Raw genomic sequence first — 14879 nt, forward strand, 5'->3', positions numbered from 1 at the left:
CGGCGGCTACCCCCCCCCCCCCGCCCCCCCCCGCCCGGACCCCCCGGCGGGGGGCTCGCGGCGCGGTATCACCCATATCGCCTACAACAACCCCGCCCGCCGCCCGGGGGGGGCCCCGGCGCGCGCCCGGTGGGGTGCGGGTGGTGGGGGCGGGCCCCCCCCCCCCCCCCCCCCCACACCGGCTCAGGGGACGGAGATCTCCGCGTGACCGGCCGGATACGGCGGCAGGGTCAGTCCGCCGTCTGCCGTCCACAAGGGCCGCGGCGCGCCGAGCGCGACCGCCTCCGATACGGGTATGTCGGGCGATTCCACGAACGTCGCGAGCAGCTGTTCGAGATATCGCGCGAGGAGTTCGGTGGTGTGCTGATCGTGCCGCGCGGCCTCGGCACGAACCGCGACGTGCAAACCCCCGTCGCTCGCGGAACCGAACGTGAAGACGAGCCGGTGCGCGATCGCGGGCGCCGGCTCGGTGATCCGCGCGGCCACCTCGTCACCCAGCCAGACCTGCTGGGGCGGGCAGAGTTCACCGAAATCCACGACGGCGCGGCACAGGTCGTACGGTGAACGCCCCGGACTCACGGCTGCCGCGACCCCGTCGACGAGCATGTCGTGGCCGCCGTACACCCCGAAAGCGGTACCGCGTGCCCGGTCCAGGACCGTACGCAGAGCCGGGTCGCCCGACAGATCGTGGCGCAGCACCACGGCCGCGGACAACGGTCCGACCACCTCGGCCACGGCACTGTCGGCCCGTCCGGAGAGCGGCGCCCCGAGCGCGATATCGACGCCCGCACCGAGCGCGTGCAGCAGAGCGGCGACCACTGCCTGGTAGAGCATGTATTCGGAGGCACCGACGGTTTCGGCGTGGGCACGCAGCCGGCGGCGCAGTGCGCTGGGCACCGTGAACTCGGCCGACAGCGCGGGCTCGGCAGCCGGCGAGGCGACCGTCCCGGCCGCAGGCTCGGGCAGGCCGCGCAGCCCCGCTCGCAACTGCTCCAGCTGCGGCCCCGCCGATTCGACGACAGTCGACTGCCACAGTGTGTAATCGGCGTAATCGACGGCCGGTCCCGGCCACCGGGGCGCCGAACCGCTGCCTGCGCGGCTCCGGTATGCCGTTGCCAGATCGGTGAGCACGATCCGCAGCGACCATTCGTCGGCCACGAACCGGTCCGCGGTCAGTTCCAGCACATACCGGTCCCCGCCGAGAACGTAGAGCCGGGGCTGCAGCAGTGGTCCTGTCCCGCGGTCGAACCGGACCGCCGGCACCGACCTGGTCCAATCGTCCGCATCCGCCTCGATCACCGCCATATCGGGCAGCGGACCCGGGCGGACCGCTTGATACCACTCCTCGCCCACAGCGACCGGAACCGTCCGCAAGACTTCATACCGCTCGACCACATCGTGAACGGCCGCCGTGAGCGCATCCCGGTCCAGCGGGCCGTCCAGGTAGGCCACCAGCCGCACCTCGCCGGCATCGCCACCGGCGAGGACCACTCGCTGGTTGTAGGACAGCGGGATTCGTTCGGGCCGCGGCCGGCGATCCAGTTCCGGCCGGCCCGTAGCGGTGACCGGTGTCGCATCGACGACTGCCGCCAGCCCCGCGACCGTCGGGGTATCGAACGGCGCGCGCACATCGACCTCGACGCCGAATTCCTCCCTGATCAGCAGTATCAACCGGTTCGCCAGCAGCGAATGCCCACCGAGTTCGAAGAACGAATCGTCGGCGCCGACCTCCGCGTATCCGAAGAGCGCGCCGAACAACCCGGCCAGCCGGATCTCGGTGGGGGTACTCGGCGGGCGCCGCTCACCGGTGCCGAACCGGCGCGGTTCGGGCAGGGCGCGTTTATCGAGTTTGCCGTGTTCGGTGAGTGGAATCTTTTCGATCACCGCCCACGCGGTCGGCAGCATATAGTCCGGTAGCGATTTCGCCGCGTAGGCGCGGACTTCGGCCACATCCAGCGATCCCGCGGCGGGCACCAGATAGGCGGCCAGCGCCGTTCCGGTGACCGGCTCCTGGAACGCGACCACCGCGCAGGCCCCGACCTCGGGATGCGCGGACAGCGCCGCCTGCACCTCGCCGGATTCGATTCGGTGCCCGCGGACCTTCACCTGTTCGTCGGCGCGTCCGACGAACTCGATCTCGCCACGACTGTTGCGCCGCGCCAGATCACCTGTCCGGTACAGCCGCTGCCCGGGCAGGAAGGGGTCGGCGACGAACCGCTCGGCGGTCAGGCCGCCGCGGTGCAGATAGCCGCGGGCCAGCTGCGCACCACCGAGGTAGATCTCGCCGAGCACCCCGTCGGGAACCAGCTGTAAACGGTTGTCCAGCAGGTAGACGTAAACGTTCCGGTTGGGCACGCCGACCGGGACCATCCCGGTGCCCTGCGGCCCCTGCACAGTCAGATGGGTGGCCGACACCACGGCCTCGGTCGGGCCGTAATGATTGCGCAGTTCGGCGTCGAAGACCCCGGCGAAGCGATCGGCCACCTCACCGAGCAGCGCCTCCCCACCCACCGGCACCCGGCGCAGCGCACGCCATTCGGTCACCTCCGGCAGCATCAGGAAGGTGCTCAGCAGCGAGGGCACCATATGCAGCACGGTCACCCCGTACCGGCCGATCAGTTCCGAGATATACGGAATATCGCGCAGCGCATCGGGTTTCGGTATCACCAGGCAGGCGCCCAGGGAGAGCGTGACGAAGATATCGAGCAGGGAGGCGTCGAAACTGACCGACGACGACTGCAGCAACCGGTCCTGCGCGGTCATCTCCCATTCGGCACCGAAACCACGCAGATGGTCGGCGATCGCCGCGTGTGCGACTCCGACACCCTTCGGCGTACCCGTCGAACCGGACGTGTAGATGACGTAGGCCAGATTGCCGGGGCGCAGCGGCCGCACGCGTTCGGCATCGGAGAGGTCGTGGCCGGGCAGACCGGCCGCGCGCTCATCGGCGGCCGCCAGTTCGGCGCGGCCGAGTACCAGCCGCGGCCGCGCATCGGCGTCCAGGAAGTCGATCCGCTGATCCGGGTAGGAAGGGTCTATCGGCAGGTAGGCGGCGCCCGCCTTCAGCACCGCCAGCACCGCCACCACGAATTCGGCGGAATTCGCGATCCGCACCGCAACGAGATCCTCCGTGCCGATCCCCTGCGCGACGAGTCCGCGGGCCAGCCGGTTCGCCCGGTTGTTGAGTTCGGCGTAGGTCAGTTCCAGGTCCGCGCCGCCCGCGGCCGCGGGTGCCACCAGCGCGGCGGCATCCCCCGCGGCGGCGACGCGCTCTTCCACCAGTGCAACCAGCGTCGCCGGGGCCTCGGCCACCAGCTCACCGTGCGATCGCTCCAGCAGCACGGCCCGGGCACGGTCACCGAACAGATCGAGTTCGCCGAGCCGGGCGGCCGGATCACGCAGGGCACTGTCCAGCAGCTGCACGTAGTGTCCGAGTAATTGCTCGACCAGCGGCCGGTCCAGCTGCTCGGACCGATGATCGGCGACCAGCCGCGGCCGGTCCCGGTCCAGTACCACCGTCACCCGCAGCGGCACCGGTGCATCCGGCGAACCGTAGTCCTCCAGGGTCGCGCGCACGCCGGCCAGTTCCGGTACAGCGATCGGCTCGCGCACGCCGAAGCCGATCCGCGCCAGCTGTTCCAGCCCGTCGCGCACGCCCGTGCGGTCCGGATTGATCGCGTGGACCACCTGATCGATACCGGTATGACGATGCGCGCGGCCATCGGCCACCGTGGCGGCGAGACCGGTGTGGAACTCGGCGAAGGTCTGATCGGGCCGCGGGGTCGCGCGGATCAGTACGGTGTTGCCGAAATAGCCGATGACCCCGGCCGTCCGCGGACCGCGGGTGCCGGCGGGCACAGCCACCAGGAAATCGCCTGCCCCGGTATAGCGGTGCACGAGGGCAGCGAAAGCGGCGAGCAGCACGGCGGTTTCGTCGGTCCCGGATCCGGCGGCGGTCTCCCGGACCCGGTCGAGCAGGGTAGCGGGCAACGGTAGCGACGTATGTTCGACCGCTCCCGGCCCGACCCCGCGTGCCACGGGCCGGCCGGGTAGTTCCAGTGCCTCGGGCAACGGAGTCAGGGCCTGCCGCCAGTACTCCGGACCGTCACCGCCGGCTGCCTCGGCGAGCCGTTCGGCGAACCGCACCGGTTGCGGCACAGGGTTTGTGGTGTTGTACGCGGCCGACAGGTCCGCAGCGAATACGGACGCCGATTCGTCGTCCCACGCGATCGTGTGCACCACCAGCAACAGCAGATATTCGTTCGCGGCGAGGCGGATCAGCGTCACCCGCAGTGGTGTTTCCGAAGCCGGATCGAACGGGCGGGCGAGCGCGCGCCGGGTGAGCACCTCGGCCCGGCGGCGCGCGGGTCCGGCCGCCGAGCCGGACAGATCGTGCTCCTGCCATTGCAGGGGGAGATCGGCGCGTACTTGCTGATACGGCTCGCCGCTCGAGTCCAGGCCGTAAGTGGTGCGCAGGATCTCGTGCCGATCGGTGACCGACTGTACGGCGGCGCGAAGCCGTGCGCCGTCCAGCGAACCCTGCAACCGGTAGACCACGGGCAGGTTGAGCGTGGTGTCGCCGGGGTCTCGGATCTGCAGGAACCAGGCGCGGCGCTGCCCGGACGAGAGCGGGTACCGATTCGGCGGGGTCCGGTCACCCTCGTCCGGCCGGGCCTCCCGGTTCGCGTCGTTGGCGATGATCGACATGATTCTCTCCGGCCCTGTACTGGTTCGAACGGCTGCTCCGGCCGGTGCGTGGGCACCGGCCGGGCTAGCTTCATTCCGGCGTGTCGGTCAGATACCCGCCGCGCCGGAAGAATTCGGCACCCGTGTGCTCGGTGCCGTCGGCCGTGCGGACCCGGGTGATCAGCAGGCCCTGGTTGTCACCGCGGTAGGCGTCCGGGCCGCACACCACGACGCCGCCGCCCTCCTGCACGATGACCCGGCCCGGGGTGCCGCCGTAACGGGCTGCGGACACACTGGATTCCAGCACCTCGATCCGCTCGCCGCGGTAGTGGCTGAACGCGCGCGGGTAGGGCGCCGACAGTGCCCGCACGAACCGTTCCAGGTCTGCGGCATGCCGATTCCAATCCATCCGGCTGTCGCGATCGGAACGCTTGTGGAAGTAGGTGCGGGCGGCTTTGTCCTGCGGGCGCCACTGCGCGGTGCCGGAGGCGAGTGCTTCCAGCGCCTCGTGCACCGCGCCGGGGATGAGCTCCATTCCGGCGAGCACCAGCTCGGTGCCGGTGGCGTCCGGGCCGATCGGCAGCGAATGCTGCACCAGGATGTCGCCCGTGTCGAGCTGTTCGTCCATCCGGTGCACGGTCAGGCCGAACTCGTCGGCTCCGCTGATCAGGGCCCACAGCACCGGAGAGAAACCGGTGAATTTCGGCAGCAGTGAATCGTGCAGGTTGAGGGTGCCGTGGGTGGGCATGTTGTACAGCTCCGGCGGCATCCACGTGTACCAGCTGTTCACCACGATCACATCGGGCTCGGCGTGTTTGACCAGGTCGATCGTCTCGGCATCGGCCCGTTCGGTGAGGTGGACCGGGATACCGTGCTCGCGGGCCAACTCTTCCACCGAATCCGACCAGATCCCCTTGTAGGAATCCTCGCTGGCGGGGTGGGTGACCGCGAGCACCACCTCGTGCTCGGAATCGATCAGCGCCTGCAGAGTCTTCCGGCCCCAGGTCTGGAACCCGAACGACACGATACGCATCAACGAACCTCATCTATTGTTGCTGGGCAAAAGTAAGGCAAGCCTAGCCTAGGGATTGACCTCAGTGTGCCGGAACGTGCTCCGGTAGTTCCGGACGCACCGCCTCGGCCGCGAGTGCCGGCGCACTCGCCAGGATCCGATCGGAAAGTTCGCCCAGGCAGCTGAGATTCGGGAACCCCGGCCCCTGCGCGAGACCGGCCAAATTCGGCAGATACAACTTCGCCGGCAAACCCTCGACCGCCAGATCGAACCCCATCGCCGCCTCGATCCGCGCCTGCGTGACCGGGCCGCCGACAGCCAGCTCGAAGAGATCCGCGACCTCGTCGTCGAACAGGTCCATGAACCACAGCGGCTGACCGCCGATCGCGTCGACCACCAGATCGAAGGCGTGCGTCTGATCGGGCCGGGATTCGTTGCGCAAGGTCAACGCCACTCCGTCACCCTGATCGGCCACCCGGACTACCCGGCCCTGGAGATGATGGACCCGATTGTCCGCGAGCAGCGTCTCCTGCACCCGCACCGAGAACACACCACGGTCGGTCCGCCGCACCACGTCCCGGCGTTCGGCGACGCTGAGCGCCCGCCATTTGGCGGGATCGCTGAACAGCGAGTTCTCGAAGTAGCTCTCGCCCCGCGTATAGATGGTGGCCGCGGGCGAGATCACCGAAACCGTCAGCACATCGTGACGGACCAGTTCGTCCATGGCCGAACCCGCCGTCTCCCCGCCGCCGATCACCGCGGCCCGCGAGGACGCGGGCAGTTTCCGCCGCCCCGCCAGATCCCAGAAGTCGGCGATACTCAACAGTTTCGGATGCTCGGCCAGCGCCCGCCTGCTGTCGCCCGGACCGGTGACCATCAGGCGCTGCGCGTCGATCTCCGCGGTTCCCCCGTCCGCACCTTCGACGACGACCCGCCAGCCGGCCCTCTCGGAACGAATGGTGCACACCCGGCCGCGCACGACTTCCACCCCGGACCTACGTGCCACCCACTGCAGGTATTTCGCCCAGAGATTGTGCTCCGGGCTCGGCCGCCCGCGATCCACCCATTCCGCGTAGGTGCCGCGATCGACCAGGAAGGCCGTCCACCCGAAGGCCATCATGGCCTGGTTGACGGCGTGATTGTGCCCGCGCGCCCAGGTGGAGTGATACGGGAAGCCGATATCTTTTTCCGGGCTGGTGCCCAGCCGGTGCCGGCCATCGGTCCACCCGCCGGTCGCCAGCCAATTCCCGCCCACCGCATTGGGTTCCACGACGGTGACCTGCGGCGCAGGCAGACCCAGTTCGCGCAGCACATACGCCTTGGCCGCAACCGCCATGGCCTTGGGGCCCGCACCGACCACCAGAAGTCTGTCCACTGGTTCTCCCACTTTCCCGACAGCCCGATGGCGTCGCGCCTCGTTCTACACGGTGGTGCCTGTCGCACTGGACAGTCCGAACCACCCGAGTTCGCATAGGCTTACCTTACATGAGGCTGCGTCGCGAAACCTCGGGTCCGATCGGTGAATAGCGCAGCAGCGCCGCTTTAAGGCCCGTGAAAAGCGCGAATACCTGCCCTGATCGTGGCAATTCGAGCCCCGCCGCGCGTCGACGACCGCGGCAACCTCCCCACTCGACCAGATGGTCGAACGGCCGCCCTACACGCGCCCCGCGGCATCCGACGGCCATATGTCCACCCCCATCGCGTAAGGCGGACAACCACCTTCGGGCCGGCCCGAGCTCAGGATTCGATGATCAACCGGCCCTCGGAGGTCCACCAACCCCGATGACCCGTCCGGAACAGACGCGCGCCGGACTCATAGGGATCGTCGACAAACCGCTCGTGTTCGAGTCCACCGGCGAATTCGGCCCCCAGCGCGCGGCCACCGACATGGACCTCACCGACGACACCCGGCGGAACCAACCGGCCCTCATCGAGCAACAACACCTTCGCGCCGGGTACGGGACGAGTCCAGGCAGTCGCCGCCAGCGGCCCGCGCGCGACCGCACCCAGATACGCCGGCGCGTGATAGGCCACGGTCGCCACCGCGTCCGGCGACAACCGGCTCACGGCTTCCGGTAGCACCGAGCCACCACCGGTGCCGACCAGATCCCAGCGCGCCACGGTCGGCAGCCGGTCCGTTCCGGACTCGACGAGCCGAATCGGGAGCTCGGCCTCGGCCACGACCTGCGATACCGCGTGGGTCTCGATCAGTGCGGCCAGCGCGGCCGGGTCCCGCCGCTGCGCTTCGGTCGGCACGACCACGGACGCGCCCGAGGACCAGGCCGCCAGCACATCGACGGTGTTCTGCGGATCCCCCCACGGCAAAGCCAGCAACCGGACATCGGCCGGCCGCATCGCGGGGTCCACCCGCCGCAGACGCCGGTCGGCGGCGACACCGCGACGATCAGCGACAGCCACCGTGAGGGCGTCGGCGCCGAGCAGCAGTCCGGCGCACCCGAAGCGGCCGACCCCCACCCGGGAAGCGGTGACGAATTCGGCCAGCAGCGCGGCGAGGCCGATGGGGGTGGGCAGCGCGGACGAGCCACGCACTCCTTCGATCCGATCGACCCCGGCGAACAGTTCGCCGTAGGTCACCACCTCGCCGCCGCAGCGCGCCGCGACTCGTGTACCGGGCACCATATGCCCGTGCCGGATCACGGTGACCAGCGGGGACAGGTCATACGGTTCGACACCGGTGGCCCATTCGCCGAGGACGCGTTCCCGTTCACCGGCTGTCGGGCTCGCAGCGACGAGCGAATCGATTCCCCGGATATCGTCGACGACGGTCATCAGTCACCTCCTGGCGCGGGCAGCACCCGGGCACCGATCACCACCGGATCGTTCACCACCGCTCCCGCCTCATTGCTCGGCACGGTCACCACACCGGACCCTGGCACATGCTTCACTTAGGCTTACCTTACATTGCGAGAAGGAGATTCTCCATACAGACATTCCCCATTTTCATCTCGCAATTCGCTTAGGCTAAGCTAACATCCCCGCCGGGGCTGGGGGCAGTCAACCCGCAATTCGGCCCGGTAGCCGACCGTTGAACGCCGGGAAATCGACCAGATCGCCAACCGGTTACGAAAACCGCGACACGGCAGCCATTTCCACCATCGGACATACGAGACCACTCACCCGGGAAGCCGGCATAGCGACTACACCGCCACCAGCAGCTCGACCGGACCACACTCTCCAGCGAAGGCGGTCGACCGCGTGCGCGCGAGCACACAGACCCGCGTCACGCCCGGACAAGGAGTCTCGACAAACCCGGCGCCGGCCGCAAGTTAGGTTAAGCTAACCTCCATGGGTAGAGGCAGTAATGGCGTAATCATGAAGGTGTGGCGGGCCGACGACTACCGGCTGACTGTCACCTCCACCGAGCGGATCACCGACAAATACATCCGCATCGGCTTCACCGCCGGGGGCCTGCTGAACGACCATCCTGTCCACCCCACCCAATTCATCCGGTTGTGGATCCCGGACGCCGAAACCGACAAACTCCACCACCGCGGCTACACCCTGATCGACCAGGACCCCGAGAACGACCACTTCTATATCGAATTCGCGGTCCACAACGGCCCGGCGGGAGCGTGGGCCGAGCGCGCCCAGGTGGGCGAGGTCATCGAAACCTCCGTACTGGGCTCGAACTTCGAACTGCCCGGCATCACCCCCAGCGAGTATGTGATCTTCGGCGACAGCGCCTCCCTACCTGCTGTGAACACCCTGCTCGAGGCGATCGGCGATATCCCGGCGCGGGTATGGCTGGAATGGCAGTACGAATCGGATCCCACCCTGCCCGTACGCAACAAACCGCACCACACCGTGACCTGGCTGCAGCGCATCGACGACGGCCGCGCCATACGCGAGGCCGCCGAAGGACTCACCGTCGCCCAGGATGCGTTCGCCTGGGTCGCCTGCGATACCGCCACCACCCGCGCCGTAGTGAAAAGCCTGCGCGGCACTCTGCCGAAGACCCAGATCAAAGCCCAGGGCTACTGGAAGTAACCGGCCGGTCCGACGCCCGGGCCACGCCGCTATGCTGCGACGATGCGAAGAAGGCAGCAGCCCCCGCTGCCGAAGCGGTACGGACTCGACCCGGCCCGGTTGCGGCTCCCCGCGGAAGGCGACTGGCCGAGCCTGCGCGAGCATCTGATCGACCGGTTACCGCGGGTCGAACCCGACCGGATCGACGAAATGCTGCGGGCCGGCGAAATCGTCGATCTGGACGGCCCGCTCGGCCCCGACGCACCCTATGTTCCCGGCGGCGCGGTCTGGTTTCATCGCGACCTGCCCGCCGAGCACCCGGTCCCGTTCGATATCCCGATCGTCTACCGCGACGACACCATCCTGGTGGCCGACAAACCCCATTTCCTGGCCACCATCCCCCGCGGCAGCCATATTCTGCAGACCGCCCTGGTCCGGTTGCGCCGCGAACTCGATCTGCCCGACCTGATTCCCGCGCACCGGCTCGACCGCGCGACCGCCGGGCTGGTGCTGTTCGTGATCGATCCCGCATCCCGCGGCGCCTACCAGACGATGTTCCAACGGCAGCACGTCCGCAAAGAATACGAAGCCGTGGCCGGCTACCGGCCCGAGCTGGAATTCCCGCTCGAGCTGGCGAGCCGGATCATCAAGGAGAAACATGTCCTGGCGGCCCAGGAGGTGCCGGGCCCGCCGAATGCACGCACTCGCATCGAACTCGTCGAACGACGCGATGCACTGGCCCGCTACCGGCTGCACCCGGCGACCGGGCGCACCCATCAGCTGCGCCTGCATATGAATTCGCTCGGTATCCCCATCCTCGGCGACGATTTCTATCCGGTGATCACCGACAAGCAGCTCGACGACTACCGCCGTCCGCTACAGCTACTGGCCGCGACGCTGGAATTCACCGATCCCCGCACCGGCGAGCTCCGGCGATTCGAAACCACGCGAGCACTACAGGCATGGACGGACCCCGGCGGATGGGCCGCAGGCCCACCCGCGACCGAGCATCCCGTCGCACCCGCCCGTCGCCATGCCGGTAGACCGGCTCCGGATCATTCCGGCGAGCGGGCCCGAAATCACTCCGGTAGGCCCGCCTGAAATCACTCCGGGGGACCGCACCGAGGTCGCTGCGGAGCCTATCCGGGTCGTACTCGTGAGTCGGCGGATCGGCGGCGCCGATACCGCATCGAGCGCTGCGCCCGGACGCTACCGGAGCCCTCGGCCGGCACGTCGACAGTGGACTGCCCTCCGGCACCGCAAGTAGGTCGATCCCGGGTCATTCCGAATCGGCCCGTGTCATGCCGGCGGGCTGGTCCGAGGTCGCGGCGGCGGGTCGGCCCGGGTCGATCTCCGGCCTCGCCGGTAACCCGTTTACAGGTCACCGAACCGGCCGGTCCGGGTTGCAGGTGATATCCGTGGCAGGCAGCTTCCCGGTGCCGAGATAGCTGTTGATCGCGTTGTTCACGCAGGTGCTGAGCCCGGGCCGGAAGGTGAGATGGATACGGACATCCTGCAGGGTCACCAGCCGTGACCCGCTGAGATGCCGGTGCAGCTGAACTGCCTCGCCGTAGGGCGTCCGCGGATCGCCGGTCGCCGCGACGATCAGTGCCGGCACCTCGTTCCGCACCACGGTTGCCGGTTCCACCGGCGGCGGCCAGAACGCGCACGGCTGAATATTGTTGGCCAGCGCCCCGAACAGCGGCTGGGTGGTGCGGGTGGCTTCGATATTGCGCCGATACCACTGCGGATCGTCCGGGGCGTCGGCGTCACCGCAGGCGACGAACATCAGTTCCGAGTTCTCGCCGGTGAACAACGCCTCGAGCAGGTCCGCGAGCCCTGATCCGGCCGAACTCCGGGTATCGCCCGTCGTGGCGTCGGCGATATCGCGCACCGTCGCGGCCAGCATGTCGTTCACCTGATAGCCGCGCAGCAGGTTGTGCAGGATGAACGGGAAGATATGGTCGTCGATCGGGTAGCCGTCGACCACGATCGGCGCACGGGCTGTCCGCTGATACAGCGCGTCCACCGTCGCGCGGACCTCCGGCGCGGTCGCCCCCAGGCGGTAGGTGCCGTTGCGGGCAGCGGCCCAGCGGGCCCAGTCGTCGAACGCGGTCTCGTCGGCCGGCCCCCAATCCTGGACCAGCCCGGTCCAGTAGCGATCCGGGTCGATCGCGCTGTCGAGCACCATCCGGTCGCTGCGCCGCGGGAACATCTCGGTGAACACCGCGCCCAAGTACGTCCCGTAGGACAGCCCGAAGAAATTGATCCGCTCCTCCCCCAGCACCGCACGGACAAGGTCCATATCGCGTGCGGTGTTGCGGGTCGTGAGCTGACGTAGTTTCTCGGTATCGCCGTCCAGACAGGCCGCGGCCAGCTCGCCGGAGAACACCACCTCTTCGTCGAAACCGGCCGGAGTCGGCCCGGCCGACCGGACGGCTTCCGAGACCGGCCAGCCGCAGGGTTCCGCGGGATCGGAGGCACCGATACCCCGGGGATCCATACCGATCAGGTCGTACTGCGCGAGCACATCCGGGCTCAGCACATCACCCAGCAGCGCCGGGCCGTCCAACCCGGCCGCCCCCGGTCCGCCCGGATTCGACATCAGAATTCCGCGCCGCCGATCCGGGTCGGCGGCCGGTACCCGGGAGATCACCACGGTCAGAGTGCGGCCGTCGGGGTCGGAGTAGTCGAGTGGGACCACGACGTCCGCGCATTCGACACCGGGCGTATCCACCGACGGCGTATCGCACAGCTCCCACTCGAGGTCCTGGCTGTAATACGCAATACGCATCCGATCACCGGCCAGCACCGGTGCCACCGCCACCAGCACGATCACAGCGAGCAGCCACCCGGCCGCCCGCCACCGGACACGGGCCGGACGCCGCGCGGCGTCCTTGTCGCCGGTCGACATCACAACCCACTTTCCCCGGAATCAGCTGGTTGTCTCGCTGGGCAAGGTCGAGCTCGCGGCGATGCCGCGCCGCATATGCTAATCGAGCTCCCGAGGTCCCGCCGGACGAACCCGGTCGCCCGCCACGCCCGGCGAGTGTCTCCGGCCGATCCGTACACTTGGCCGAATGCTCCACCCGGTTTCCGAGAAAGCGGCTGCTCCGCGGCACAAAATCCACGCCTATATCGATGTCGCGGTGGTGGTGGCGGTACTGGTCTGCACCAATCTGATCGCCCACTTCACCACGGCGTGGGCCAATATCGTCAGCGTCCCGGTCGCCGCCCTGGTGTTGCTGGCGCTGATGCGCCGCCGCGGTCTGCACTGGTCGGAACTCGGACTGTCCCCACGGCACTGGCGCACCGGAACCAAATACGCCCTCGCGGCGGTCGGGGTGGTGCTGGCCGCGGTCGCCATCGGCGCCGCCCTCCCCCTGACCCGCCCGTTCTTCCTCGCCGACCGTTATGCCACCATCTCCGGCGCCCTGATCGCCTCGATGATCGTCATCCCCCTGCAAACCGTGATCCCGGAAGAACTCGCTTTCCGCGGTGTCCTACACGGCACGCTCGACCGGTTGTGGGGTGCCCGGGGCGTCTTCGCCGCCGGTTCGCTGCTGTTCGGCCTCTGGCATATCGCCTCGTCCTTCGGCCTCACCACCGGCAACCGCGGCCTGTCCGGTGTGCTCGGCGGCGGCCTGCTCGGCCAGATCACCGGAATCGTGCTCGCCGTAGCCGCCACCGCGGCCGCCGCGGTCGTGTTCACCTGGTTGCGCCACCGCAGCGGCAGCCTGCTGGCCCCCATCGCCCTGCACTGGGCAGTCAACGGTGCCGGCGCGCTGACCGCAGCTTTCCTCTGGCATACGACCCTGGCCTGAGCAGCTGTCACGCACCGCCGTCAGCTCGTCACCGTGCCCACCGCGGCCCGTCGGCGAGAACCTCCGGCACACGACCCGGACCAGAGCGGCTACCGATCGCCGCCGTCAGCGGGTCAGCAGTGTTCGCAGATCCCGGTCGCGGGCAGCTGGATGAAACAGCTCTTGCACACGACCGTCCGCGACTCGGTTTTCGGCGCGGCCGGCCGGGTCGCGACGGACCCACCGGTAGAGCGCCGCGCCGACCCACCCCGCGGGATCAGCGGCGGAGTGCCGCCGTCGGCGGGAACATCGGCACCGTGCGCCGCATAGCAGGCCCAGCGGGCATACGCGGCGTGGGTTTCGATATCCGCCGGCACCGGCAGCGCGGCCAGCTCCAGCACATACTTGTAGCTGTCGCTCACCTTCAGATTCCGCTTCACGCACAGCGCCGTCAGCGGCGGCTCCCCGGCGTTGTGGCAGCGCCGGGCCACCTTCCGCAGAATCGCGTCCATCCAGGTGCGGGTCGGTGCGTCGGTGCGCACCCCCGACATCTCCTGCACCCGCTCGGCCAGCTCCTGCACCGTGACGAAGTACCCGTACTCCGTCGCGGTCTCCGCCAGCACTTCATGAGCGGCCATAGCCCAGGCCACTGCGGCATCACGGAAGGCAACCGCCGTTCCGTCCTCGCTCCGCCAGGCCCCCGAAATCGTTGTCGCAGCGTCCCTCATAGCCCGTACACCGTAGCGCCGACCGTCCCCGGCCGATCAACCGGCCTCCCCTATACCACATTTCGTATTCCTCGACCGCCACGGTAACGGCCACCGCACACCCGATCGCCGCGGCGATTCCCGGTGGCCGGCCCACGGCCCCGCCGGAGCCGATATCTGGCGGCCACAGGTCTGCGACCTCCGGCTCGCCGCGCGCGGCCAAGACTCACGCCCGGGGCACGGAATCCGAAACCCACACCGGCTCACCGCGTTCCAGATACACCGGCGTCGCACACGACCGAGCAGAATGGGCCCGGCGGAGTCGGCGGACCAGCCTCGGCACCACGAACTCACCGAGGCCGGCGATATCGACCCATGCCCACCGGTCCAGCTCTGCCGCTTGAAGAACGATCGAATCCTCCACCGCGCCCAGTTCGCCACCGTCGAATACGTAGAGGATCTTGTCGCCTTCGGCGGCGCTCGGGGCCCAATCGTGGACCAGCAGCCTGCCGGGCGCGCGGTCGAGTCCGAGTTCCTCCCGGACCTCACGGCGGCACGCCGCACTCGGCGCCTCGCCCGGCTCCACATAGCCCCCGGGGATATCCCAGCCGTTCCCGTAGATCTTGTGCACCAGGAGTACGTCATTTCCCCGGACTACAGCGCGCCGGCTGCCAGCCGTGCTCG

The 14879-nt window shown here is 68.9% G+C and carries 9 protein-coding genes and 2 pseudogenes; 4 read left to right on the forward strand and 7 right to left on the reverse strand.

Features of this window, described 5'->3' with window-relative positions:
• Nucleotides 1-208 (forward strand): annotated as a pseudogene (locus tag QH195_RS33965) (formate-dependent phosphoribosylglycinamide formyltransferase); the annotation flags it as partial.
• On the opposite strand, the gene QH195_RS33970 reads toward QH195_RS33965, so the two are convergent.
• The 4 genes from QH195_RS33970 to QH195_RS33985 form a co-directional block, all read right to left on the reverse strand.
• A complete protein-coding gene (locus QH195_RS33970; RefSeq protein WP_280438416.1) occupies nucleotides 184-4707 on the reverse strand; it encodes a non-ribosomal peptide synthetase in 4524 nt (1507 codons plus the stop codon). The pseudogene QH195_RS33965 and the gene QH195_RS33970 overlap by 25 nt on opposite strands.
• A gap of 70 nt (nucleotides 4708-4777) precedes the next feature.
• Nucleotides 4778-5719 carry a methionyl-tRNA formyltransferase gene (locus QH195_RS33975; protein ID WP_280438417.1) on the reverse strand — a complete coding sequence of 314 codons (942 nt, stop codon included), beginning with the start codon at nucleotides 5717-5719 and terminating at the stop codon, nucleotides 4778-4780.
• Nucleotides 5720-5780: 61 nt separating this feature from the next.
• On the reverse strand, nucleotides 5781-7073 hold the full coding sequence (locus tag QH195_RS33980) for a SidA/IucD/PvdA family monooxygenase (protein ID WP_280438418.1): 1293 nt from the start codon (nucleotides 7071-7073) through the stop codon (nucleotides 5781-5783).
• A 362-nt stretch (nucleotides 7074-7435) separates the two neighbouring features.
• Complete coding sequence (locus QH195_RS33985; protein WP_280438419.1) at nucleotides 7436-8488, reverse strand: AMP-binding protein; 1053 nt, start codon at nucleotides 8486-8488, stop codon at nucleotides 7436-7438.
• Between the two features lie 516 nt (nucleotides 8489-9004).
• On the opposite strand from QH195_RS33985, the gene QH195_RS33990 reads away from it, so the two are divergent.
• Together QH195_RS33990 and QH195_RS33995 are read left to right on the forward strand one after the other, a co-directional pair.
• Nucleotides 9005-9706, forward strand: coding sequence for a siderophore-interacting protein (locus QH195_RS33990; protein ID WP_280422963.1), 702 nt, complete (start codon nucleotides 9005-9007; stop codon nucleotides 9704-9706).
• Between the two features lie 42 nt (nucleotides 9707-9748).
• Nucleotides 9749-10786 (forward strand): pseudouridine synthase, encoded by a 1038-nt coding sequence (locus QH195_RS33995; protein WP_280438420.1) that lies wholly within the window; start codon nucleotides 9749-9751, stop codon nucleotides 10784-10786.
• Between the two features lie 280 nt (nucleotides 10787-11066).
• Here QH195_RS33995 and QH195_RS34000 read toward each other — a convergent pair whose 3' ends face one another.
• A complete protein-coding gene (locus QH195_RS34000; RefSeq protein WP_280438421.1) occupies nucleotides 11067-12599 on the reverse strand; it encodes an alpha/beta hydrolase in 1533 nt (510 codons plus the stop codon).
• A gap of 166 nt (nucleotides 12600-12765) precedes the next feature.
• On the opposite strand from QH195_RS34000, the gene QH195_RS34005 reads away from it, so the two are divergent.
• The gene (locus QH195_RS34005; protein WP_280438422.1) at nucleotides 12766-13509 is read left to right on the forward strand and encodes a CPBP family intramembrane glutamic endopeptidase; all 744 of its coding nucleotides are present in this window, start codon (nucleotides 12766-12768) and stop codon (nucleotides 13507-13509) included.
• A gap of 113 nt (nucleotides 13510-13622) precedes the next feature.
• On the opposite strand, the gene QH195_RS34010 is transcribed toward QH195_RS34005, so the two are convergent.
• Together QH195_RS34010 and QH195_RS34015 are read right to left on the reverse strand one after the other, a co-directional pair.
• Nucleotides 13623-14216 carry a hypothetical protein gene (locus QH195_RS34010; RefSeq protein WP_280438423.1) on the reverse strand — a complete coding sequence of 198 codons (594 nt, stop codon included), beginning with the start codon at nucleotides 14214-14216 and terminating at the stop codon, nucleotides 13623-13625.
• A 205-nt stretch (nucleotides 14217-14421) separates the two neighbouring features.
• Nucleotides 14422-14847: pseudogene (locus QH195_RS34015) on the reverse strand (NUDIX domain-containing protein); the annotation flags it as partial.
• Between the last annotated feature and the right edge of the window lie 32 nt (nucleotides 14848-14879).

The sequence above is a fragment of the Nocardia carnea genome (genome assembly GCF_029868855.1).
Classification (GTDB): Bacteria; Actinomycetota; Actinomycetes; order Mycobacteriales; family Mycobacteriaceae; genus Nocardia; species Nocardia carnea_A.